14 protein-coding genes are annotated in these 23,618 nt (G+C 58.8%); 6 read left to right on the forward strand and 8 right to left on the reverse strand.

Annotated elements, in window-relative coordinates; genetic code table 11:
* The 4 genes from BQ17_RS22565 to BQ17_RS09705 all read left to right on the forward strand — a co-directional run.
* On the forward strand, nucleotides 1-196 hold a 196-nt coding region (locus tag BQ17_RS22565; RefSeq protein ID WP_218068205.1), incomplete at its 5' end, for a hypothetical protein.
* Between the two features lie 161 nt (nucleotides 197-357).
* Nucleotides 358-1,512 (forward strand): AAA family ATPase, encoded by a 1,155-nt coding sequence (locus BQ17_RS09695; protein WP_089726556.1) that lies wholly within the window; start codon nucleotides 358-360, stop codon nucleotides 1,510-1,512.
* Nucleotides 1,509-2,102 carry a hypothetical protein gene (locus BQ17_RS09700; protein WP_089726558.1) on the forward strand — a complete coding sequence of 198 codons (594 nt, stop codon included), beginning with the start codon at nucleotides 1,509-1,511 and terminating at the stop codon, nucleotides 2,100-2,102. The genes BQ17_RS09695 and BQ17_RS09700 overlap by 4 nt, the downstream gene beginning before the upstream one ends.
* A 107-nt stretch (nucleotides 2,103-2,209) precedes the next feature.
* Nucleotides 2,210-3,295: a TRAP transporter substrate-binding protein gene (locus BQ17_RS09705; RefSeq protein ID WP_089726560.1), complete on the forward strand. Its 1,086-nt coding sequence runs from the start codon at nucleotides 2,210-2,212 to the stop codon at nucleotides 3,293-3,295.
* 177 nt (nucleotides 3,296-3,472) lie between these two features.
* Here the strand turns inward: BQ17_RS09705 and BQ17_RS09710 are convergent, their stop codons facing one another.
* Nucleotides 3,473-4,069 (reverse strand): hypothetical protein, encoded by a 597-nt coding sequence (locus tag BQ17_RS09710; RefSeq protein WP_089726563.1) that lies wholly within the window; start codon nucleotides 4,067-4,069, stop codon nucleotides 3,473-3,475.
* Between the two features lie 30 nt (nucleotides 4,070-4,099).
* Complete coding sequence (locus BQ17_RS21755; RefSeq protein ID WP_166664567.1) at nucleotides 4,100-4,300, reverse strand: hypothetical protein; 201 nt, start codon at nucleotides 4,298-4,300, stop codon at nucleotides 4,100-4,102.
* Nucleotides 4,301-4,503: 203 nt separating this feature from the next.
* Here BQ17_RS21755 and recC point away from each other — a divergent pair, with 203 nt between their 5' ends.
* A complete protein-coding gene (gene recC / locus BQ17_RS09715; RefSeq protein ID WP_089726565.1) occupies nucleotides 4,504-7,698 on the forward strand; it encodes an exodeoxyribonuclease V subunit gamma in 3,195 nt (1,064 codons plus the stop codon).
* A 29-nt stretch (nucleotides 7,699-7,727) separates the two neighbouring features.
* On the opposite strand, the gene ftsY is transcribed toward recC, so the two are convergent.
* Both ftsY and smpB read right to left on the reverse strand, forming a co-directional pair.
* The gene (ftsY, locus tag BQ17_RS09720; RefSeq protein WP_089726567.1) at nucleotides 7,728-8,714 is read right to left on the reverse strand and encodes a signal recognition particle-docking protein FtsY; all 987 of its coding nucleotides are present in this window, start codon (nucleotides 8,712-8,714) and stop codon (nucleotides 7,728-7,730) included.
* Nucleotides 8,715-9,047: 333 nt separating this feature from the next.
* Nucleotides 9,048-9,524: an SsrA-binding protein SmpB gene (gene smpB / locus BQ17_RS09725; RefSeq protein WP_089726569.1), complete on the reverse strand. Its 477-nt coding sequence runs from the start codon at nucleotides 9,522-9,524 to the stop codon at nucleotides 9,048-9,050.
* 513 nt (nucleotides 9,525-10,037) lie between these two features.
* Here smpB and BQ17_RS09730 point away from each other — a divergent pair.
* Nucleotides 10,038-13,004, forward strand: coding sequence for an NACHT domain-containing protein (locus tag BQ17_RS09730; protein ID WP_089726573.1), 2,967 nt, complete (start codon nucleotides 10,038-10,040; stop codon nucleotides 13,002-13,004).
* Between the two features lie 344 nt (nucleotides 13,005-13,348).
* Here BQ17_RS09730 and BQ17_RS09735 read toward each other — a convergent pair whose 3' ends face one another.
* From BQ17_RS09735 to BQ17_RS09750, 4 genes are all read right to left on the reverse strand, one after another.
* Nucleotides 13,349-14,266 (reverse strand): hypothetical protein, encoded by a 918-nt coding sequence (locus tag BQ17_RS09735; RefSeq protein WP_141699208.1) that lies wholly within the window; start codon nucleotides 14,264-14,266, stop codon nucleotides 13,349-13,351.
* Between the two features lie 78 nt (nucleotides 14,267-14,344).
* The gene (locus tag BQ17_RS09740) at nucleotides 14,345-15,946 is read right to left on the reverse strand and encodes a peptidoglycan-binding domain-containing protein (protein ID WP_176722372.1); all 1,602 of its coding nucleotides are present in this window, start codon (nucleotides 15,944-15,946) and stop codon (nucleotides 14,345-14,347) included.
* Between the two features lie 167 nt (nucleotides 15,947-16,113).
* Nucleotides 16,114-18,369: an AAA family ATPase gene (locus BQ17_RS09745; RefSeq protein ID WP_089726579.1), complete on the reverse strand. Its 2,256-nt coding sequence runs from the start codon at nucleotides 18,367-18,369 to the stop codon at nucleotides 16,114-16,116.
* Nucleotides 18,366-23,360 (reverse strand): acetate and sugar kinases/Hsc70/actin family protein, encoded by a 4,995-nt coding sequence (locus BQ17_RS09750; protein WP_089726580.1) that lies wholly within the window; start codon nucleotides 23,358-23,360, stop codon nucleotides 18,366-18,368. Before BQ17_RS09750 ends, BQ17_RS09745 begins: the two co-directional genes overlap by 4 nt.
* Nucleotides 23,361-23,618: the final 258 nt, after the last annotated feature.

A 23,618-nucleotide genomic window follows, 5' to 3' on the forward strand; every position in this document is an offset into this window, starting at 1 on the left:
TTGCGTTACGCCGCGTTCGGCACGGTGCCTGTTCGGGTGCAATCCTGGGTTATTTGGCGTTGACTGCGGGATGCGGCTAGTAAAATCCATCCCTGTCATCTCGACCAAACAACTTGGTGTCCTTTATTCCCTTCCCGTCTTTGCGGTTCATGCGATTCGGTTGGAAACTGGTAACAAGCAGAATAAGTTGAAATAAGGTACTAGGGATCAATGCAGAGTCCTGCGCACGGCACTGTGGGAGCATCCGATTTGTCCAGCGATTTTCCGCTCGGCGGAAATGATTCTCCGAAAACGCTATCTCCTCCATGCCTTTGGGATTAACCTCTACGGCAAGCCCGCGCAAGCAAGAGGACCCGCATGCAGATTACCCGCATCAAGCTGAAAAATTGGCTCAACTTCCGCAAAATGGAGGTGGCTCTGGCCGAGTCGACCTATGTGATCGGCCCGAATGCCGCGGGTAAGTCGAACTTTCTCGATGTCTTCAGGTTTCTTCGAACGGTCTCCAGCCCATCCGGCGGTGGCCTCTCAAAGGCGGTTGCGGAACGCGGCGGCCTCAAGAAATTGCGTTGCCTGCAAGCGCGCCGTGATCCTGAGGTCCGCATCCAGGTGCGGGTGGTGAGCGGAGCCGGGGAATCGCAGGAAAACTGGGACTACACCCTGGGTTTCAAGAGCGAGGGTGCGGGACGTCAGCGTCCTGTGGTGACCGAGGAAAAAGTCGATCTGAACGGCGAGTACATACTAAAGCGACCTGATGAAGAAGACGACGCTGACAAGGAACGCCTGACGCAAACCCACCTGGAGCAGGTGGGTGCCAATGTCGGATTCCGTGCCTTGGCGGAGTTCTTTGCCTCGACCACCTACCTGCATCTGGTGCCCCAGCTGCTGAAATTCGCGGATCGTATCGGCGGCAACCGGTTGGAAACCGATCCCTTCGGGCAGGGCTTCCTGGAAGGATTGGCACGCACCCCAACCAACACGCGCAATGCCCGATTGAAGAAAATTCGGCAGGTCTTGGAAAAGGCCGTTCCCCAGTTCCAGGAGCTTCGCTTCATCCGCGATGAGGTCACGGGCCTACCGCACCTGGAAGCGCGCTATAAACACTGGCGACCCCAGGGCGCTTGGCACCGCGAGGATCAATTCTCCGATGGGACACTGCGTTTGATTGCCCTCTTCTGGGCAATGCTGGCCGGCGATTCGATGCTCCTCCTGGAAGAACCGGAGCTGTCGCTCAACGACGCCATCGTCTCCCAAATCCCGTTAATGATCGAGCGGATCAAGCGCCAGGCGAAGTATCGCCGACAGGTACTCGTCACCACCCACAGTGAGGCGCTCCTCGGCAATCCTATCGATGGTCGTTCGGTACTCTTGGTTCTGTCCACGAATGATGGATCCGAGATCCGTGGTCCGAACGAACAGGAATTAGCGATGTTAAACGAAGGTCTGCGGCCTTCCGAGGTATTGTTGCCGAAGGCGCGGCCCAAGGAGGCGGAACACCTCGGCCTGTTCAAATGACCGTGTTCGCAATTGCTACAGAAGACGCACTCAGCGAAGCGGTCGCCGAGACCCTGTTGCGCCAGGTGGGCATCTGCGACATTCAGGTCCACATCCGTAAGGCAGGTTTCGACTATCTCAGAAGTCGCATCGCCGATTTCAATCGCATCGCCGAAAAGGTGATGCCGGTCCTACTGATCACCGACCTGGACCAAAAACACTGCCCGCCTGGGATGATCGCCAACTGGCTGCAAGCGCCCCCTAGCCCACGGCTCTTGTTTCGGATCGCGGTGCGGGAAACGGAATCCTGGGTGCTGGCCGACCGCATAGCCTTCGCCCGTTTCATCGGTGTTTCAGTCGCCGCCATGCCGACTACACCGGATGAGCTATCTGATCCGAAGGCCGCTGTGCTGAAACTTGTCCGCAAGTCCTCAAACCGTGAATTGAAACAGGACATCCTACCGCCGAAGGGGTCCACCTCACCGGTCGGACTCGGATACAACAGCCGACTCCGTAGCTTTGTTCATTCCCACTGGCGCAGTGACCGGGCAGCGAAACAGTCGCCGAGTTTGGCGCAGGCGTTGATACGCGTTCAAACGCTTTTGGCGTAGTGTCCATTGCAAATCTCCTCGGTTGGCATTGACAAAATACCGAGTGGCATGAAAAAAGGCGCCGAAGGCGCTTTTTCATATCCAACACCATGTAACGAGGACGGGAGATGCAACGTCGCGATTTCTTCAAGCAGGCTGGAGGCACCTCCCTGGCGCTCGGCACCGCTACTTTCGGTGTCAAGACCGTCCGAGCCAGCACCGAGTACAAATGGAAGATGGTCACCGCCTGGCCGAAGAACTTCCCCGGTATGGGCACCGGCGCCAACCGACTCGCCGAACTCATCGGCGAGCTGAGCGGAGGCCGTATCCGGGTGAAGGTGTACGGGGCCGAAGAGCTGGTACCCCCATTCGAGGTCTTCGACGCCGTTGCCCAGGGCACGGCCGAGATGGGCCATAGTTCAGCCTCCTATTGGAAAGGCAAGAACGAGATTACCCAGTTTTTCACCGCCGTCCCCTTCGGTATGACGGCCCAGGAGCGGAACGGTTGGCTCTACTATGGGGGCGGTCTGGAACTCTGGACCGAGCTCTACGCCGGTTTCGGCCTGGTTCCCGCGCCGGCCGGGAACACCGGGGTCCAGATGGGGGGCTGGTTCAACAAGGAGATCAAGAGCGTTGCGGACCTTGCGGGACTTAAAATGCGGATTCCGGGCCTCGGCGGCGAGGTACTCAAACGCGCCGGAGGCACGCCGGTCATTCTGCCGGGGGGTGAACTCTTCGTCTCCCTACAGTCCGGTGCCATCGACGCCACCGAGTGGGCAGGACCCTACAACGACCTGGCCTTCGGCCTCCAGAAGGCGGCCAAATACTATTATTATCCCGGCTTCCACGAGCCCGGCTCGAGCCTGGAGGCCATTATCAACAAGACCACCTTCGAGGCCCTGCCCGCGGATCTGCAATCCATCGTGCTCAACGCCTGCAAGGTAGTGAACCAGGACTTGTTAGCCGAGTACACCGCCCGTAACCCGGTCGCGCTAAAGGTCCTGCTCGAAAAGCACGGCGTGGATATGCGTCCCTATCCGGACGATGTCATTGCCAAGCTGCACCGGCTTACCAAAGAGGTAGTCTCCGAGCTCGCGGAGCAGGACGCATTCTCGCGGAAGGTGTATACCTCTTACCGGAAATTCCTCCGGCAATCGAAAAAATGGACCAGCATCTCCGAGCTGGCCTACCTACAGGCACGTAACCTGGGTTGACCCGACCGGCTGGTCCGACCGACTGGTCCGACCCGGGGGCCTTGCGGCGGGTCTAGATAACTTTAGGGTGGGTTTTCTCTCAGCAGAGTTAGAAGCTGTCTGGTTAAAACGGAGCCTAGCCCATGGGTAGTCCGGTCCTCCAAACAGCGCCGAATCATTCGGGATTCCTTATGATGCTCAGACCACATCATAAGCAGTGTCTACTTCGCGAGGATGAAAAAAACCTTTGATGCAGTTGGGATTGCGGATGCAGATTTGAATATGATTTTTTTCTTTGAATCCGGCTCCCGGATAGATGTCATTTCCCTCCCAAAAAACTCCCCTGACGGAGTCAAAACTTTTCCGGTTTTCTCTTTCACGTTGAGAATGGAGAAAGTTGATTACCGCGCAATCAAGATCTCTCAGCAAGAGATCATCAGATGAAAGACCGCTACCAGCCTTATTGCTCGGAAGTGGTTTTCCGAAGATTTCCAGGGTGTCTTTCAGTGCGGAATAAGAGGAGGAAAGGTATGAAAGTGATTCGCTGTCGGTGAAATCCAAGCAATAACCAAGGTGAAGTACGGCCCCTACGATGGCATGTGGTGTGATTGCTCGATCATGCGCGAATTGTACGGCTCTATGCCAACTGTTCTCCCAAAAATACATCCCGTGCCCAAGCCAATCATAGCTATTTCCGCTCGGTGTGAAACCACCTGAATCGGATATCAGCTTGCGGGCGGTGGATTCCGTACAAGCATGAAACCCGAGGACTATGGTAGGCTTGGTCTTATACAATTAAAGAAGGGAGAGAGAAATTACTTGACACTAAGCGGCTCTGCTCGTTTTGGTGAGAAGACCGGCTTTTTTACCGGATAGGAGATCCTTGTAAGGACTGGCGACTCTGCCGGTCTTGGTGAGAATACCGGCTCTTTTAAGTGCATCGATAGCGGCTTCTTTGGAAGCAGTGACTTCGCGTTTGTATCTGCGCATGCCACGTATGCTTTCTGCGATTTCGTCGCGCGTCATTTTTCAACGGACCTTGAACGTGATAACTAGCGTCCGATCCTAGCACGAGCGATACGAAATTTGATTGTAATTATGCATTGGTTTTCCTGTTTTGATAGAAGAAAAGAATAAGCAAGCTTGTCACGGTAGGAGCGCCTCACAGAGCACCCTATCGTAACAACACCAATGAACATTTTATTGTAAGGGATAACTTCTGAAGGGATATGCTCCAGATCTACCACAGCAATCGACTGGAGGCGCTGGTCGAGGAGCTGGCGCGGATCACCGCGGCTCCGCTTGCCGATCCCTTCCAGTCCGAAACCATCGTCGTCCAGAACCAGGGCATGGCCCGCTGGATCGCCCAACAGCTGGCGCAGCACAACGGCATCAGTGCCCAGCTGGACTTTCCCCTGCCGGCGCGCTTCTTGTGGCGGGTATTGCAGGTCTGGCTGCCCGATGCACCGGATGCGACCCGGTTCGATAAGGGTGCCCTACTGTGGCGGGTGTATAAACAACTACCGGATCTGCTCGACCGGTCGGCCTTTGCCCCCCTCGCCCGCTATCTTGCCGATGACACTTCGGGGCTGAAGCTGTATCAACTTGCCCGACGCATCGCGGACCTGTTTGATCAATATCTAGTCTTTCGACCGGATCTGGTCCTGGGTTGGGAGCAGGGCACGGACCGGCATTGGCAGGCCGTGCTGTGGCGTGCCCTAGGTGCCGATGGTGACCAGGTCCATCGGGCGCAGCTGCTGGCCGAGCTGGAATCGGCGATGACGCGGGGCGAACCCGATACCGGCGCATTGCCGAAGCGGGTGTGTCTGTTCGGGTTGAGCGCACTGGCCCCGGTCCATGTACGCATGCTCGGTGCCCTGGCGAGCTGGATTCCGGTCCACCTGTTCTTCCTCAACCCCTGCCGTGAGTACTGGTCCGACCTGGTAGACGAGCGCGGCCAGGCACGTCGGCGGGCCCGGGCCCAGCGGGCGGGCCAGCCGGACCCGACCGGACTCTTGGACCTGGGCAATCCCCTGCTGGCCTCCCTCGGCCATGCGGGGCAGATATTTCTTGATCAGCTGCTCGAGCTCGGTGGCCTGGACCATGACTGCTTCGTGTCCCCGCGCGGCGACAGCCTGCTGCGACGGGTGCAACGGGATCTGCTGGAGCTGATCGATCCGCAGGGATTGGAGCCACAGGTCATCGCCCGCGATGAGCGATCGATACAGCTACACAGCACCCATGGTCCGCTGCGCGAGATCCAGGTCCTGCACGATCGCCTGCTGCACCTGTTCGAGGTGATCGACGGCCTGGAGCCGCGGGACATCATCGTCATGGCGCCGGACATCGACCGCTATGCCCCCTACGTGGAGGCGGTTTTCGGTGCTGCGGATGGACCCATGCGCATCCCTTGGTCCATTGCCGATCGGCGGATTGCCGGCGAGCGGCCGGTATTGGAGGCCTTGCGGTTCCTGCTCACCCTGCCGAGCAGCCGCTTCGAGGCCGGCGAGCTCTTGTCCCTGCTGGAGGTCCCCGCACTCCGCCGGCGTTTCGATCTCGACCAGCAGGGACTAGAGCGGATCCGGACCTGGGTGCAGGAGAGTGGGGTGCGCTGGGGTGAAGACGGGGCCATGCGCGCCGATCTGGGTCTGCCGGATGAGCCGGCCAACACCTGGGCCTTCGGTCTGAGGCGCCTGTTTCTCGGTTATGCACTGCCGCCGGACGCGGATGACGAGCCCTACGCGGGGGTGCTGCCCTACCCGGACCTGGAGGGTAGCGAGGCGGCCGATCTCGGGCAGCTGGCGGCCCTGGTCGAGACCCTCGGCGTCTGGCGCAGGCACCTCGCGGTCCCACGGAGCCTGGCCGGTTGGCGGTCCGCCGTGAACGAGCTGCTGGCGGCCTGCTTCGCCCCCGACGATGAGGAGGAGGCCCTGTTGCAGCTGGTGCGCGATGGGCTCGACGAGGCGGCAATCCTGACCGCGACGGTGGGGTTCGACCGGCCCGTCGGATTGGATGTGTTACGCGCCCTGGTCCGGGATCTGATGGACGACAACCGCGGCGCCCACCGCTTCCTGACCGGACGGGTCAACTTCTGCAACATGGTGCCCATGCGCAGCATCCCGTTCCGGGTCGTCTGCCTGATCGGCATGAATGGGACCGATTTCCCGCGCACTCAACGGCCCCTGTCCTTCGACCTCATGGCCCGCCACCCCCGTCGCGGCGATCGCTCCCGCCGCCGGGATGACCGCTACCTGTTCCTCGAGGCCCTGCTCTCGGCCCGAGACGTCTTCTATCTGAGCTGGGTCGGAAACGACGAGCGCGACAACAGCCTCAAGGTATCCTCCGTGGTGATCGACGAGCTGCTCGATTATCTGCGCCGGGGCTATCGGCTCCCCGACGGCGCGGACCTGGTCGAGCAGTTGGTCGTGCGCCATCCCTTGCAGCCCTTCAGCCGCCGCTATTTCAATCCGGGCGACGAACGCCTGTTCAGCTATGCACAGACCTGGCTGGAGGCGGCCCGGACCCAGGTCGAAGGGGAGATCCCAGCCTTCTGCGACGCCGAGCTCCCGGAGCCGGGGGAGGCGTTCAGGACCCTCGAGCTCGAGGACCTGATCCGCTTTCTGCGCAATCCGGCCCGGTACTTCCTCACCGAACGCCTCGGGCTGAGCCTACCCGAGGAGGCCGAGGCCCTACCGGATACCGAACCCTTCGACGCGGCAGGGCTGGAACGCTATCGACTCGACCAGGCGCTGCTGCACGGCCTCTTGGAAGGGCGGGAGCCATCTTCGATCCTGGCCCGCCTACGGGGTGCGGGCATCCTGCCCCACGGCGCGCCTGGCGAGCTGCTCTTCGACGAGCTGTCGGATGCGGCAGGGCCCTTCATCCAACGGCTACAGGGCTGTCTGGTGGCAGCGGCGGAGCCTATCGAGGTGGACCTATCCCTGGTGGGCTTTCGCCTCCAGGGGCAGCTGGGGAATCTGCACGCCACGGGACTCATCGACTATCGCTTCGGCAAGCTCAACGCCAAGGACCGATTGCGGGCCTGGGTGCGCCATTTGGTGCTGAATCTGCTGGTCCCACAGGGGATCGAGCCGACGAGTACCTTCGTCGCCAAAGACCGGATCTTGCGCCTGATGCCGGTCGCCGACGCGGGGGCTTTGCTCGCGGATCTGCTCGAGCTACGCCGGCAAGGGCTCAGCAGGCCCCTCGCCTTCTTCCCCGAAAGCGGCTTGGCCTGGTTGGAACATGGATACGGCAGCGGCTTCGACCACGCCTGGTGCGGGCGCTACAACCCCGCACCGGAGCGGGACCAGGCTGCGGTGCGTATCGCCTTCCGCGGCCGCGAGCCCATCGGTGAGGAATTCGAGCAAACCGCCCTGCGCGTCCTGAAGCCGATGTTGGAATGGTCGGAGACTGAAGCCTGAATAAAGAGGAATCGCTTGGATCTTCCGGTTTATCTTGCAAACAGGGCGTCGAGGAACTCCGCGGCGTCGAAGTGACGCAGATCCTCGATCTTCTCGCCGACACCGATGAACCGAATGGGTACCCGCAGTCGGTCGGCGATCGCAAACAGGATACCACCCTTGGCCGTACCATCGAGCTTGGTGAGGGTGATACCCGTTAGCCCTACGGCCTGGTCGAATTGAATCGCCTGGTTGAGGGCATTCTGACCCGTAGTCGCGTCCACCACCAACATCACCTCATGGGGGGCCTCCGGGTCGATCTTTTTCATCACGCGGGCGATCTTCGCCAACTCGTCCATGAGGTTGTGCTTGGTGTGCAGTCTGCCCGCCGTGTCCGCAATGAGCACGTCCATCCGGCGCACAGTGGCCGCCTGCAGGGCATCATAGATCACCGAGGCCGAGTCCGCTCCCTGGTGCTGGGCGATAACCGGTACCCCATTGCGTTCCCCCCAGGCTTGGAGCTGCTCCACGGCGGCGGCCCGGAAGGTATCACCGGCCGCCAGCATGATATCGTTGCCTTCCGCTTGGAGCCGCTTGGTCAGCTTGCCGATGGTCGTGGTCTTGCCAACCCCGTTCACCCCCACCACCAGTATGACCTGAGGCCGGCCAGCGGAGGATTGACGCACCGAGGCATCGCAGCGGCGCAGGATGATCTCGAGCTCGCTCCGCAGGGCATCGATCAAAACCGCCGGGTCCGCCAGCTCGCGCCGTTTCACCCGCTCCGTAATATGGCCGATGATGCGGCTGGTCGTATCGACCCCCACGTCCGCGGTCAGGAGCTGGACCTCCAATTCCTCGAGCAGATCCTCATCGATGCGCTTACGGCCGCGGATCAGGTCGCCGATATTCGTGTTGAGCACCGCCCGCGTCGTCGCCAGGCCGTCCTTCAGACGCGCTATAAGGCGCTGGCGGCGTTCCTTGGGCTGCTCTTCGCCCCGGGAAGCGCGTTCCTGCTTTTTCTTGCCGAACCCGAACATCTACGCTGACTCCCGATTGCGGGCTCCCGGTGTGGGTAGTGGTTAATATCTAAGTTGTAACATGACCAACGGCACTGGTCGCTATATCCCCTCTCCCTCTGGGAGAGGATTGGGGAGAGGGGATCAAAAAGATGAATCTCTCTAGGTTAACACTTATGAATTTACCACTACCCTAGGGGGCGTTTTCAATTAACAGATTTTCTCTCGTTCCCACGCGCCGCGTAGGAACGCAGAAGCTCCGCGCCGCGGAGTGTCTCGGAGACTCGTAGCGGCTGCTGCATGGGCCTGATGTGCTTGATTTTCATGAGGATTCAGCTCAATTGAGAACGCCCCCTAGTGGTGCTTGAACAGGCGTTCCTTTTCCCGCTGCCAATCCCGGTCTTTTTCCGTCGCCCGCTTGTCGTGGAGTTTTTTGCCCTTGGCCAACCCGATTTCCAATTTGGCTCGGCCGCGTTTCCAGTACATGGCGGTGGGGACCAGGGTATAGCCGGCACGCTCGGTCAGCCCGATCAAGCGATTGATCTCGGCACGCTTGAGCAGCAGCTTGCGGGTGCGCGTGGGATCGGGCGTGACGTGGGTCGAGGCCGCGGGCAACGGCGAGACGTGGGCACCGATCAGGAATGCCTCACCGTGCAGGAGCTTGACATAGCCTTCTTTGAGCTGGACGCGACCGGCGCGCAGGCTCTTGACCTCCCAGCCCTCGAGGGCGAGACCGGTCTCATAGCGTTGCTCGATGTGATAGTCGTGGCCCGCCTTCTTGTTGAGCGCGATGGTAGCGCCGCCGTGCTTGGGTTGCTTGGTCTTTGCCATCGTGGAAGTGTAACCCAAGACGCTCGGCTGTTGCTTATCCCGCTGTGGTCGTTGCAGAGCGAGCGCGTATGGAGTTGTATCGTAAAGACAGATGGGGGAAAGTAGCAGGCAAGAAACGGCTTTTGGAGTTCCCCCATGCCAAACAGCATCCAGGAATATATTTCCCGACTTAAGATCCCCGGTTGAGCGCAACCAATTTCACGGGTCGATGGATTCCGTCCGGAGCATCACGCCGCTTCCTTGCTTCAGTAACTGCTGAGGAGCAGGCTGCACCTTATCGTTGCATGCCCTGGATCGAGTGGTCGATACTAACCGAACAACGGCAAGGTTAGGACACCTTGACCAAACTCACAAGCTCGTCCCCTAAGAGGCTGTCTAAAAACTAAGTCATTGATTTTTATGGAACCGTACCCGTAGGGTGGGCTATGCCCACCGGTCAGACGTAGTATTTGGTGGGCACAGCCCACCCTACCGGTTAGTTGGTTTTTAGACAGCCTCTAAGGAGCATCGGCCATGGCCCCGACCCTGAGCATCCGTAACTTCCTCCTCGTCAACAAGCCCCTCCTAGTACTTAGCATATTCCTGGTCTTGTTGGCTCTGCTCCTCTGGATCAACGACGAAACGCTAGCCGCGATATTATCCACCGTTTTTGCGGGTATCGCCGCGATCCCAGTCATTTTGCAACTCATGCAGCACTCGGAGTCACAACAACACCCGTCGGCCAATGTGCATCACTATCTGGACCAGGCCGCCGAGCAATCTCTCGACCTGCCGTTGGAGGATATCTTTGGTGACCGGTCACTCGGCAGTACCGCCGCCAAACTGCCCACCGTCTATGTCCCGCTGGATGTCGAACGGCTTAGCGCCCAGGATATCCTCACCGAGCACTTCCACCGGTTGGGCAAGGAGCGTGCCGAGGGTCGGCCGGTACTGCGGGCCATCGACGAAGCAATCAGTGGCCACGACGACCATCCCCAGGGCATGCGTGCGGTGCTGCTCGGCGAGGCGGGAAGCGGCAAGTCCGCGCTTTCTACCTTTCTGGTTTGGGGCAGTCGCCATCTGCCGGATGCCGACCCGAATTTGGAGTGGCCCCATAGCCTTCAAAAGCGCGTTATCGTACGCCTGAACCTCAGCACTATGCGCCGATTCATCCGGTCAGACCTGCGGCCAGGCCTCAAGCGCGAGTCCAGGCAACTCCTGGAATCGGCAGTGGTCGACGCCATCGGTACGACCATGCCCGACTGGAATGAGGAACAGTGCAAGTCACTTTACAAGCCGTTGCTAGAGGAACTCCGACGCTACGGAATGGTGATTTTCGACGGCCTCGATGAGGTACTCAATGCCGATGACCGCGGCCTGATCTGCCGTACCATTATGGAGACCGCAGAGACCCTTGGATCCCAGTGTGCCCTATTGGTTACGGCTCGACCATATGACTCCCCCGACGGCTTGGAAGGTTTTGCTCTGTGGCGCCTGCTGCCGTTGAGTTTTCCCCACGCGTCCGCTGACAGCGGGCAGGTCGGCTTATTGGTCCGCAGGTGGCATCAGATTCTTTGTCCAACCGAGGCGAAGCCCCAGTCAGAAGCCCTTATCGCGGCGCTACACGAGGATGAAGACCGCCGCGATATGGTAGTCAGACCCTTGTTGTTGACCCTGCTGATTGGCGTTCATCACAAACGACGGCAGCAACCGGAACGCACGGCCTTGCCGCGGATTCGCGTCGATCTACTGAACGAAGCGACCCAACTCATGATCGAGCGCTGGTTTCAGTGCATCGATCGGAACAATAACGAACCGTCGGCGCGTCAAATTCCCGACCATATCCTCAACCTGCTCAGGCCGGAAAAGCACTCCGGCAAGAGCGAGCTTCGGCGCTTGGCCGAAGAAATCTCGTTCACTGTTCAGTGCAGGCGTAGGGGCGAAACAGACGGCATCGAAATATCCCGCGCCGACTTCATCGAGGCAATCATGGAACGGCTCCCGGAGATCAAGGGTAAAGAGATCAATAGCTCGGTCCAACTCATTTTGGATCGCACCGCACTCTGGTTTCCACGCGGTCACGATGAAGAGGCGAACAGATCCATGTACGCCTACATCCACCGCCAGTTCCAAGAGTTTCTAGCCGCTTGCCGAATTGTCGACCCCCATGGCAAACAAATACGGCTTGCCGATCGTCTCCGAACCAATCCGGCTGCTTGGCGAGAGGTAACAAGACTCGCGGTGGTCTGGACTGCCCGTGTCCGGACGGAGACGGCCGCGCTGGAGTTGGTCCAGGGCCTCTTGGAGCTGGATGAAGACCCCGACGTGGGTGCAAACGCAGAGACCGAGAAGCAGCGTATCGAAGGCACGTCCAAATACCAGGCAATGCTCGCCGCGGGCTGGGCCCTGTTGGATCTGCACAAGGCCATGGATCACAGTACTCTAGGCCGCAGGCAGACGGTGACGAAGCTATGGAATGCAGCCGGGGCCTACCGTGACGGTTTCATAAAGATGGTCTGTGATCCTGAGGTACCCCGACGCATACGCCTGGAAGCCGGGGAGATCGCCGGCATGATGGGTACCCAAGTCGGTGCGACCTTAACGCAACTGCGTGTAGGTTCCGGCGACACTCGCACCGATCCGGTTATTGCGGATATCCTGGATATCCGGCCAGGCATCATTCCCCGTGCCTGGACACCGACGAAGACGGCTGGTTTTGCACTGCACATCCAAGATTTCGATTGGATCCCGATAGAACGCCGCGTATGGATCACCCGTTACCCGATCACCTGGGCCCAGTACGATACCTTCCTGCGTTCTGGTGCCTTCGACCAAGCGGGATCGGTTCCCCCCGAACACTGGGACTTTTCTGAACCCGCTAAGAACTGGTGGTGGCTTAACCACCATCGGCGAACAGGGCAGGATATGGAGCCCAACGGGTCCGCTCGAATAGGCGACCGTCTCCCCAATCACCGCGCCGCCGGTATCGGCTGGTTCGATGCCATTGCCTTCTGTCGTTGGTTATCCGCGCAATGGAAGCCTACCGGAGGCTGCAAGCTTAGGTTGCCGACCCTCGCTGAATGGGAAAAGGCGCTTGCGGGTTGGAACAATCGCGGAGCAGGGTGGCGGCCAGAGGCGGTCCCTGCGGACGTGTCCTCCGTCTGCGCAGTGGGACTCTACGAGCCAGAACCCGACTCGCTCGATCATGCGGCGGCCGCGCACGGTCAGTCTAAGCCTTCCATCTCTGTCGATCTTACCGGCACTGGTTTCGAGTGGATTCTGACCAAGCAGGATCCAAAGCGAATAGCCCCACTCGACGGTAGCTATCAACCGGGCGGCCCCCAAGACAGTCTAGAGGGCGGTGATGACCGTCATATTCTCGGTGGTATTGCCGAAAGCGAAGGGAATCCTCGCGACATCCAGGCACTGCTCGACCATCGTCCGCCGAACTGCCGAGATCCGAACATCGGATTTCGTATCTGCATGCATGGTGAGTTGTAACCTGCTTAACCGGGCCATATAGGCAACCTGGCTATCGGTATCGGCTCTTAAGAAACACAATCTTGCCTGGAGGCGAGTCGGGTAGATTGGGCAAAAGCGCACCAGGGACGGCACGGCGTGCCCAGCACGCATTTCGTTGGGCACGCCGCGTCCCTGCGGCTTTGCCCAACCTAGGAACCTTATTCGGCTCTTGGTGGGTCCATTCACGCCGATAATCGGCATAGCATGGTGACGACGGGAGCCGAGAAACCGACTCACAGGGCGCGACGACCTGCGTTCAGACATCCGGAACCCTCGGCATCGTCGGCTTGCCACCAAACGAAACACTGAAGTGCAAAAGTAGGCTATCGATTGTTGTCAGCCGTCGGAATCAGCAATCCCCTGACGAAACGGTGTTGCCACTTGGTTCCCCAGGTTCTGAGCTTCTTGAGATAGGCACGCCTCTTCGGAGACCGCCTGATATTGTGCACATGCCAATCGGATACACCGCCTCGGCCTCGCGCTACCCCATCCAAAGCAGGGTTGAAAAAATAGAGTGCCATTAAAGAGCGCGTGTCAGTGTCGCCTAAAAATCCAATTACAATCATGGTGGCCGGAACCCTTATATTGCGGTCGGTAACATACTTCTCCATCTGCCGTTGCATCTTAGATGATCTTTGGATCCCGAGCTCGTCTTCTAGCGGTTCATTAATTGCCTGATCAAGACCCGCAAAGCTGACCCCATCCTCTGTAAAATCCACCGAAGAAATGAACCAGCAACCTGTGACACCCAGCCTTTTAGATAACGGGGCAAGGAAGTAGTCTCCCTGGGAACGATAGTTACCACTACACGTATCAGCGAAGGCAGGTTGCCGGGTCTTTTCTCTATCTTCGGCAGGCGATCCGGTAACAGACATGTCTAAAAAATACACAAGGCCCGCTACTTCCTTATGAGAGAATTCATTGGTACGGAATTTTGCCAATGCGCCGCGACGGAAATGTAAACTTACCAAGGTTTGCTTTAGCCACATTCCCTTGATACCAACATCGTCCTTACCAATCAGCGTCCATTTATCCCGTGGCAGATTATCCCGTGGCAGAAAAATCCGGGCAGTACCGCTGTCGAATTTATGTCTATGGTGATCCACCAGGAAATCCCCTCGAAAGTCATTGTCCTTAACGACCCATGCAGGCAGTACACTCAGTACAGGCAGTGTGCAGGCATGCAGCAAGAGTGTGGAGGCGATCAGAATAGCAGCGGAGGCGGCCTTAAAGTTCATCATATTTCCTCTCTATGAAGGGTGTTCGCGCAGGGCAGAGTCTATCGGGCACCGTGTCCAAGGTTACTCTCCGGCAATACGCTAACTGCCCCAGAATCTGCCCCATTCGGGTTCAGGTCGTTTTGGTTTCGAACGTGGACGGGGTTTTTTCGGGCGCGGACGGTACTTTTTCGTGGGCTTCCGGGTCTTTTTCGGAGCCAGTTGTTTATTTTGTTGTTTCGTATGTGCACGGGGTTTGCGAGATCTCGGACAATCGGGTTTCAGTGCCAGTCGCGCCAGCGGTTCTTTGGCAAGCTCCAACAGCAAATCCCTTTGTTGCCCGGAAAGATATCCTGTCTGGTCGAATCCGTGAGCTTTCTGAAAACGAGCGATGGCGGCTCGCGTATTTTTCCCAAAGGTCCCATCGACTCCCTTCGGATCGAAGCCCAACGCCTTTAAGGCGAGTTGGGCGTCACACCGCTGCTGTCTGGTCAGTCCCAGGGATGCCTCTGGTTCCGATGGTGCGATTTCCGGTTCCTGAGCGGATGGGCGGCTATCATCAGGGGGCAATTCCGGCGGTCCGGCTATGGGTGCTGCCGGGGGTGATGTATCATCGCCTTCGCGGGTAGGAGGCTGAGGCCCCGGCAAGCTTGGCCCAGTTTCTTCCCCCGTGGCCACCTTGGATTCCTTTACGACAGCCGGTTCTCCAAGGTTGTTGCTGAGAGAATTGGTAGTAATACCAGGTTCGCTCCCTCGCCCCCTTGGGGGAGGGTGTCGTAAAAGCCCCTCTCCCCCTGGGGAGAGGGGTTGGGGAGAGGGCTGGGGTGAGGGGGGACCAATGGCTTTGGTTCCGATAGGGTCAGTAACGGGTTGTTCTATCCTGGGAGGTGTCGGAACAACAACTCCCCCGGTTGGTTGCGACTGGCCGGCATCGGGTGGCGTGACACCATCGCGATTGCTTAGCTCCAATTCCAACCGCTCGGCAAGGGTGTCCAGGTTCCCATTGGTCTGTGTGATCTCCCTGGTAACTGCGGACAGCAGATCCTTACCCTTGTCCGCGACACCGCCGCGGCAAATCCGGCTATCTGCAAAGATGATCGACAAGGCGGTCAACTCCGCAGCAGCCGAGAAATCTTGACCGGGATCGACACCCGCAGCCACTGTGCCCCCGGAGGTGCGAGTCTGCACCTGGATACCCCGACAGCCATCCACGATCACCACCAGCCGGGTGGGACGGCGGCGAGCGAGAAGATTGACCATCCGCGCAAGCGAGAACCCGCGTCGGTCGATCGATTCGCTGCGGTCACGCGGGTTGAAGTCCTGCGGCAACAGGAAATTTTTACCGTCCATGGCCGCGACGATACCGGAGAATATCACCAGGACCTCGCTATTCCGGGCGACCCCTTGAGGCCAGGACTGGACGGTCGGCACCATCTGGTCTAGTTTCGGGCTGATGACCTGCTTCAGCTTAAAGCCTTGTGATTGGAGCGTCGATTCGAGTTTGCCGGCGGCGTCACTCGGTGCTCTATAGTCGCTCCAGTGCTCATAGGCATCCATACGCATCAAACGGGCATCGAGGGCAACCGTATTTTTGCCTTGAGCCGCACTACTGCCGAGAATGGCTACGGCAAAGACCAGGCGCATAAAGCCTACTGCGAAATCGAAATCAGAAAGCCCCAATCGCCTCGCCAGCAACAATTTCATTGCCCTTTTCTCCTCACTCCCGTGGCCTACCGACTGCAGCGGACCCTTCCCGTTCATAACGCAGGATTTTTTGTCCCCTCTTTAACCCTAGCACTTGGACTTGCTTCAGGGTAGTCATCTCCAGATATCCTCATTGTTACACTGCGCATCCTCTAGCGGCTACCGGATTAGGGCCAAGTGGCGTGCGGCCTCTTGGCGACCAGTTGGCTCGGTTGACCTAGGGTGTTCTGATCGGACAGGTCGTAGCCCCAGGTCGCGATATCGCAGAAAATGGTCCTCTGATCGGCCTCGGGTTTGATGCGGTTGCGGAATGGTTCACTCTCCTCCAGGGCCTTTTCCACCCCTTGCTCCTGGGTCTCCTTTACCCGAGCACTGCGCTGTTCGACCCATTCCTGATCCACCGGCAGCTCGAGGCGATGGGGACGGATCCCGTATTCACGCAGCACGATCTCTGCAGTAGCCTTGGTCTGGTTCAGGCGGGGCAGGATGGGTTTGGCCTCGTCTCGCCAGTAGGTGTCCAACAGCAGTACAGAACGATAGAGGTATTGTAAGAACCCGTTCCATTGGCCCTCCAGGGCCTTCTGAGGTGTGTCGCTCTGGTACAAGCTCTCGAAGGATTTCTTTTCCTCCAGTCCCTCTAGTACCAACTGCAATCCACAGGCCTTGAAGTAGGGCAGCCCCTGGATTCCGGGGTTGCGCAGATAGTCCCGCAGGGCGATCAGATCACGCACATAGCCTTGCAGCTCGGACCTTTGTCGGGCATCGGACATTGCCACCCTCCTGGCCCTGAGCAGTGTATGTAGATCTTTGGTTCCATGAGCTATGTCCGTGTCAAAATAACCAACCGCTTTCAGATCCTCAAGTAAATGCCTCTTGTAGTTGTTGCCACGTTTCTGTTGCCGAGTCTTCTCGGCTTCCAACCTATTCATCTCCTCTTGCAGATCGCTCTTTTCCTTCTCAAAGGCTTGGATGCGTCTTTGCGCATGCTCGTCATTCTGCCGGAGTTTGCTTTCCGTCTGCGCCAGACAGTCTCCGAGGTCAAGGGCCAATCCGGAGAGCACAGGGACCGTGTTGAGACTGTCTCGGATCTGGCGAATCATCGCTTGGTCCGACGGCATTTGGTCGTAACGCTCCTGCGGCTGTGACAGCAGTGCATTCAGCAATTTTTCCTGTGCCGGTGGCGACTGGCCATCGCGCATCGAGGGCACCGATTCGTCATCCCGATCCGGTCGTCCGTCCGCCGTCGGGGCTTGGTCCCTTGAGCGCGCCACGACATCGAATAGTCGTTGGTAGTGCGCGCTTTTATCGATCAGGTCCCGCGCAGTAGCTCGGGATTGCTCGAACAGGTCCAGCCACTCCCGCAGGAACGGTGGAGATGTCGATGTTTGCAACTCGCGCGTCTGCTTGGGTCGGGTTAAGTGAATGGTGTCGATAATGTTCTGCTTTGCTCTACCAGACTGTTCGATTAGTTTCCTTTGTCTTTTCAAAGACCATAATTGAAACACGTACAGCCCTATTAGGGCGACGAACAGCAGAAAAAATGCCGGGAGAAGCCATTTCTCCAGTGGAAACACGGGCTTCGCCTCGCGGGCCTCCTTCAGCTCTTTTTCGAGGGAGTTAATCTTCTCTTTTACCTCGGTGAGACGGACCCTTGTCTGTTCTGAACTTGCCCTATGTCTCTCAGCTGCTTGTTCAGCCGCGTCTCGTTCGTGTTTCAGTTCCTCATTCTCCTTCTCCAATGCATTCAACTGGTCGGTCGGCTCGGTTATGCTTTTTTCATCGTCTTCCAGCGTAGGTTCCGTAGGCATCTGTTCAGGGGATGAAGGCTCAGTCGCGGAAGGCGGCTTCCGGTTCTCTATTTTGGATGAAAACTCCTCCCATGAAACAGGTTGACAGTTCGGAAATACCGTTTGTAGCAGTGCGGAGCTACCGTCAAAATCCGTTTTCCAATCCCAGTCACCCTCTTTAGTTTCAAAACCACGCTCGCGCAATTCATCCAGGGCTTCACTAGGATCTCTTCCCCAATTCTGGTTGATTCGGAACAAGAAAAAGTTACTGTTCTCTATTCCTGATTTTTTGAGTAGATGAATGTAGGCAAGGCCTTCATCTTCTACACTGGAATATAAGGAGCAATATTGACTACCGTCGATATCAGCGTTGACGCCCATTCCCCAACCGTATGGGGATTTGTTTATCTGGGCGAACAATAAAGTATCATCAGGATAAATTGTTACTTGTTCGTCTTCTTTCTTCTCTAGCTCTGTAGCGTTCGACTGCTTGTCGACCGAGTAGTAATGAATGGTGTATGTCGATTTTCCAATCTGGATACCCGATTTCTCGATATGGATCACAGCAGGTAACGCCGATGCTTCAAAAACAACGAGCAGGGTAATGAAGACTGAAAGAAGGAGCCGATAGATCATCGCCAATCCTCCTCACCGGTACCCAACAATTGCTTCGGTGACATGGCATGCAGCTTAGCGGCACCCAAGGGCCAGGGACGCCGGCGGTAAGACAGTGTCGAAATGTTGGTGATTTCGCTGAACGGATGGCTGTCGCCTTGGGTGTTGGTGACCTTGGCCCTGAGATAGCCGGTTTCGTCGAAATCGAGCTGGATGGTCAATTTGGTATCCTTGCCATAGTAATGGTACGGTGGAAATTCGTAGCAGGGATGGAAGCCGTTATTGGTGCGCAGGCCAATCTGGACTTCGGCGGTATGTTGGAGATAGAATTCGCGCCTGTCTCCACTCTTGGAGTAGGGAACGAATTCCGATGGCCTTCCCGCTTGGGGCTCGTATAGAACGCCGAAGTCGCCGACGACCTTGGGCGGCTCGATCTCGATGTTTCGCCACCGGAATTCCCGTTCGATAACGCCCAGGACCACGGCCCGTTTCAGGGCATCCGCCTCGCCTTCGAAGTCGATCCAGTTATCCACAGCGCCCAGGGTCTCGCGCAACCGGTCTTGGAAACCGGGCCACAGGGAGGTGCGTCCGGACAGGATCACAGTATCCAGCTTCGGTATCTCGCGGCCGAAGAACCGTTGCACCTCGACGCCTGTAACCTGATCGATAAAGGCGCGCACGAAGTCACCCTTCAGGATCCGCTCACGTCCCGGCTCCCAGAACACTTGGCCGGCCTCAGTCGCGCGCAGCTCCGAGCAACCCTTGTAGAGGCCGGGTGTTTCGTCGGCCTTGGTTGCGACCAAGCGAGCGACAGCGGCCCCGGTGGTCGAGAGCTCCAGGCTCGGACGGTCCTGACCAGTACTGAGTTGGACCTTGAGCCGATGGATCTGCTGGCGTAACCCGTCCATGCGACGCCTTTCCGCTTCGCTCATCGCTTCGCCCTCGGTTGCGGCGACGATCGGCGTCAGGTAGCGCGTTCTGTCGAGTTCCGAATCGAGATAGGCGTGCAGGTCCCGGGCAATGCACTCGTCGAGCAGATCTCCGGCCTTGGTAACACCGCCGCGACGAACCACACGGATGCGCTGCGGTGTGTAGCCACCGCCAGCGTCCGGGATCCAGTCTACCTCCAGATAGCTCAGATCCAGAGTCCCGGCGCCGATATCATAGACCAGGATGCGCTCGCGCTCCGGCACCACTGTATCGGGCACGCGCAGTGCGGGGGCATGGATCAAGTAGTAATAAGCCACCGCGTCGGACTCGCTGACGAAGTGAATATTGTCCGGGTAGACGATATTCTGATCCTTGGCGACACCAGTGAAGATCTGCTCGACTATCCGCCGTAACTGCCGCACGTGGTTTTGGGTGTAGGTGTTCGGGTGGGTGATGTAGACGTGGGAATAGCCCTTGTTGGGCTTGTCCAGGATCGGCTCCACGAAGTTTCGAATAACCCCTTTGTAGGCCCCGGCGATGACCTCATCCAAGGGGGGGGGGTTGTGGCTCTCTGGCTTTCCCTGTTGGTTGAGGTAGGGATATTTTAGTGTATCCAGGGGCAGCTCGGTGAATCCGGCCGAGATCAAGGCCTTCAATGACGAAAAGCACTTGTCCGCATGTTCGTGGACGGCCACCAGCAGGAGCGGCAGATCCAGAAACCCCGGGTCATCGGGGCGAGTCCGGGCCAGCTTCTCGTCCTCGAGGCAGACGTTGAACTCAGAGGCCAGGAAATAGGGATTGCGCTTGTCCGGATCGTCCCAGCGACGGTCGTTCCCGGTGGCCTGCTCGATCTCGGTCAGCCGTTGCGGCAGACGCAGGAGCTCGATAGCGCGTGGACCCACGGCATGGGCAATGGCCATGGCCGAGGTGCCGAAGTCGATGGCGAGCACATGCGGCGGCGGCTCGTGGCGCAGATGGCAAATGACCCGGGCGCTGTTCTCGAACCGCTCTGCCCGATCGGGATCCCGTGGCTCTTTCTTGTAGACCGTCCAGCTTATCTCCAGGCCGACCTCGATGTGGTGGTCACGCCGGAGGAACTGTACCTCGCCCAGGTCGAGGGATGCGGTCAGATCTATTTCGCGCTGATCGATTTCCGGACTGTCGTACAGGGTACCCTGGGCTACCGGTCGGCCACGGGCATCCAGCAAGTGCAGGGCATTGTCCGGGAATTGCACGCCGTCGCGTCTCTTTATCCCGATCCGGGCCCGCCATTCGGCATGTCCATGACCACTGCGGCAGGCATTGGCGAGCCGGACGCCGAACAGCTTGGTCTTGTTCATAGCCGGCTGGGCATCGGGCATAACGAGTCTCGGCTCGGCCTGGGTACCTATCTCGAAGGGGGCGTTCAACTCTGGCCGGGCCGCATTCAGTGCCTCGGAACGCCGCCGCTCGTTCGCGAGCACCACCACCGAGACATCGGTCAGCTTCGTCGAGCGCTTGACGACCAAGCGCCATTCCTTGGCAGACATCCAAGACCTGTCCGGTGCCTCCTCGGCCGACTCTGGGGTACCGTTGCCGTCCCGTCGCAAGAGGACGACGCGATAGTCGTCGCGTTCGATCGGGTTGCGGAGCTGGGTGAAATCCACGACGACCCTTGCGTCCAAGGTTTCGCCCTGGCGCAGGTCGAATGCGATCCGATCACCCGGGCGGTCATCACCGATCAGCTGTATGGTCCCAGTGACGGGCCGATTATTGGCCAAATCATGGACCTGGAGCTTGAGCTCGCCCCTGACGGGAAGGCTATAGCTGTGCCTGGCCGAGCTGCGCAATCGGTAGGTACAGAGATCTACCTCGGTTGCGCCCGCCTGATATTCGATCCGGCGGCAACGGTGACCTTCTTGATCGAGCTCCAGACCGTCGGGGTCCATCCGTAGCTCGCCGAGCTCCGGGACGACCGTGACCATGAACTGCTGGGTCAGGACCTCGTTGCCGACCCGGCCAGCGTCTATCTCGATCTCTGCCGGGATCTCGAACTGGGCGTTAGTGGGGCCTGCGATCTGGTTCAGGTCGCGGAGCTCGCGCGCATCGAAGAACAGTGGCAATTCTTTGCCGGATGCCACACGCCGTTCCTCATAGCGGCTGTGCTTGGGGGCCCCCAGGGCCAGGGGAGCAGCGCCGTTGGTGCGGTCCTCCAGGGTCGGGGCGTCGCTATCCGCCCCGGCAATGGGTTGCAATAGCTGTCTGCGCAGGGTCGCCCCGATATGGGAAAAGCCGGCCGTAAAGCTCGGGTTGTGGCGCGTGTTGCGGATATGTACCAGCGCCACCAGCTCCGGTCGTTCGTGGGTCCGGTCGTTGAAATCGATGAGCAGTCCCTCTGCGGCCAAGGGCGTGACCGAGGCCGCCAGCTTGCGGCGGGGCCAAGCGAACCACAACCCCGCCGGAATGGCAAAGAGCAGAAAATAGAAGAGTCGGGATGCAAAATCGAGACGGGCCTTCTTGTTTTGGGAAACCCGGGCCAGCATCCTGGGTGTCACCACCCCCGGTTTGGTCTGCCACGCTTCGGCGAGGGTCGCGAGCTCATCGGCCCATTCCGGTGCCAGGCGCTTGAGCGTGTCGGCATCGATCCTGTGCTCCTGGCTGGTTGGGAGCAGGCGTCTGGGATCGAGCCAGGAGAGGGTTATGAACTCGGGATCCCGGGGGAGGTCGTAGAGGGTCTCCTCGATGGGTGCGACCTTCAGGTCAACGGCCGGGAGCTCTGTCCAGTTCAGGCGCCGCGCATAGGGATAGAGCGGGGATTGATCATCCGTTTCTAAGAAATCCATCAGGTAGCGGGCCCGATAGGTCAGGGTCTTGGGTTCCTCGCCCTCGGGAAAATCGATGGCGGGACCGCCGCCATTGCATGCTACAGTCCCGGTGTCCGGGTCCGGTGGGTTGCAGTATTGCCACTCGGACCCGTCATTACTGCTCCATTCCAGGTCTTCCGGGACCAGGCGGTAGCGGCCGGCGGGGTCTTCGAAGCGGTTGGCAAAGATCGCGTTGGTAGCGATCAGACGGATCGCACCTTGACCAGACGCGTCCGCGAGCTTGTAGACGGTGTCCAACTCCAGCCGGGTCTTTTCCGTGCGGGCGGGGCCGACCGCGGTAATCTTCGGTGTGACAGAAAGGTAGGAGATCAGAAAACCCTCGCCCCAACCTTTGACCCTATCATAGGCCCCCTCGCTGCAATCGAATTTGCGATCGAACCGATCGGGTTTGTTATGGGTCGGAAAGACACAATCGACACTCTGCGTGCCGATATCGAATAGGCTGTTGACCTGTCGGGTCAGTTCCCGGTGGGCGCGATAGCCGTCGTCTTCGGTGTCGGCCGGTTTATTTTTACGTTTTTGCTTCGCCGTGCGCTGGATCACATTGTACTCGTCCGCACCATTGGCCTTGGTATTGTAGTCGCCGTCGGTAATCCTGATGATGTAGGTATTGTCCACCGGCTCGGTAGCGACGCCGTAGGGCCTGCCCGCATGGTGGAAGGCATCGGCGAGAAACGGCAGGCAGGCCCCGGTAGCGGCGATCAGTGGGGAATGGCCGCCGAAGACATCCTTCAGCTCGATTTTGGCGCCGGCAACACCGGTGCGGGCCGACGCGTCGAAGCTGAGATAGTCCGATTCCTCCGGCAGGCTCGGTACTTCCAACAATGACTCGTTGGTCAGGAACAGCCGCTCCGGCCGATAGGAGGGGTTATACAGATCAGTATGGAAGATCAGGAAGGAGAGGATGTCGCCGACGTCCGGATCGAAAGGAGGAAATTGCGGCGGCATCTCACCGATGGCCTTGTCGACGAATTTCCGGACGATACGCGCCATGGCTCGGTTGTCGCCGGTTTGGCCCTGCCACAGGTTGTCGCGCTTCTTGTGCTGGTCTTTGACCGATCCGCTGCCATCGAACAGTACGATGTAGTGATTGACCGCGAAGGCAGGCGGCACGGCTATCGCTATTGCCGTGATCAGCAAAGGCCCCAGCCAGCGGGCCAGGGTGCCTCGGGTCCGCCCGGTTGCGCTCCGAGGATCTTTGCTCGTATCTTCTCTCATTGTAATCCTACTTTGTCATATCTAATTACAACCTGGAGCATGGGAACGGGTGGTGGTTTTCCTATAGGAAAACGCGGCTTTTGAAGCCGGGTACATTGTTGGTGGGTACAGCCTACCCTTCACTGCCGGTGATTGACACGCCCGCCATCCCAAAGATGCGGTTCGTTGCCTGTCCCATCCTTGGGGAGGGTGTCGCAAAAGCCCCGCTCCCGGTCTCTGGTTCCCACGCAGCGCCTGGGAACGAGAACACTCAGCCTG

It is taken from the genome of Candidatus Thiosymbion oneisti, assembly GCF_900092655.1.
Lineage (GTDB): Bacteria > Pseudomonadota > Gammaproteobacteria > Chromatiales > Chromatiaceae > Thiosymbion > Thiosymbion oneisti.

What these genes read in the sequence shown, in the direction of transcription:
- BQ17_RS09695 (WP_089726556.1), top strand. Translation starts at nt 358, where the DNA reads ATGCAGATTACCCGCATCAAGCTGAAAAATTGGCTCAACTTCCGCAAA.
- BQ17_RS09700 (WP_089726558.1), top strand. Translation starts at nt 1,509, where the DNA reads ATGACCGTGTTCGCAATTGCTACAGAAGACGCACTCAGCGAAGCGGTC.
- BQ17_RS09705 (WP_089726560.1), top strand. Translation starts at nt 2,210, where the DNA reads ATGCAACGTCGCGATTTCTTCAAGCAGGCTGGAGGCACCTCCCTGGCG.
- BQ17_RS21755 (WP_166664567.1), bottom strand. Translation starts at nt 4,300, where the DNA reads ATGACGCGCGACGAAATCGCAGAAAGCATACGTGGCATGCGCAGATAC.
- recC (WP_089726565.1), top strand. Translation starts at nt 4,504, where the DNA reads ATGCTCCAGATCTACCACAGCAATCGACTGGAGGCGCTGGTCGAGGAG.
- ftsY (WP_089726567.1), bottom strand. Translation starts at nt 8,714, where the DNA reads ATGTTCGGGTTCGGCAAGAAAAAGCAGGAACGCGCTTCCCGGGGCGAA.
- smpB (WP_089726569.1), bottom strand. Translation starts at nt 9,524, where the DNA reads ATGGCAAAGACCAAGCAACCCAAGCACGGCGGCGCTACCATCGCGCTC.
- BQ17_RS09730 (WP_089726573.1), top strand. Translation starts at nt 10,038, where the DNA reads ATGGCCCCGACCCTGAGCATCCGTAACTTCCTCCTCGTCAACAAGCCC.
- BQ17_RS09735 (WP_141699208.1), bottom strand. Translation starts at nt 14,266, where the DNA reads ATGATGAACTTTAAGGCCGCCTCCGCTGCTATTCTGATCGCCTCCACA.
- BQ17_RS09740 (WP_176722372.1), bottom strand. Translation starts at nt 15,946, where the DNA reads ATGAAATTGTTGCTGGCGAGGCGATTGGGGCTTTCTGATTTCGATTTC.
- BQ17_RS09745 (WP_089726579.1), bottom strand. Translation starts at nt 18,369, where the DNA reads ATGATCTATCGGCTCCTTCTTTCAGTCTTCATTACCCTGCTCGTTGTT.
- BQ17_RS09750 (WP_089726580.1), bottom strand. Translation starts at nt 23,360, where the DNA reads ATGAGAGAAGATACGAGCAAAGATCCTCGGAGCGCAACCGGGCGGACC.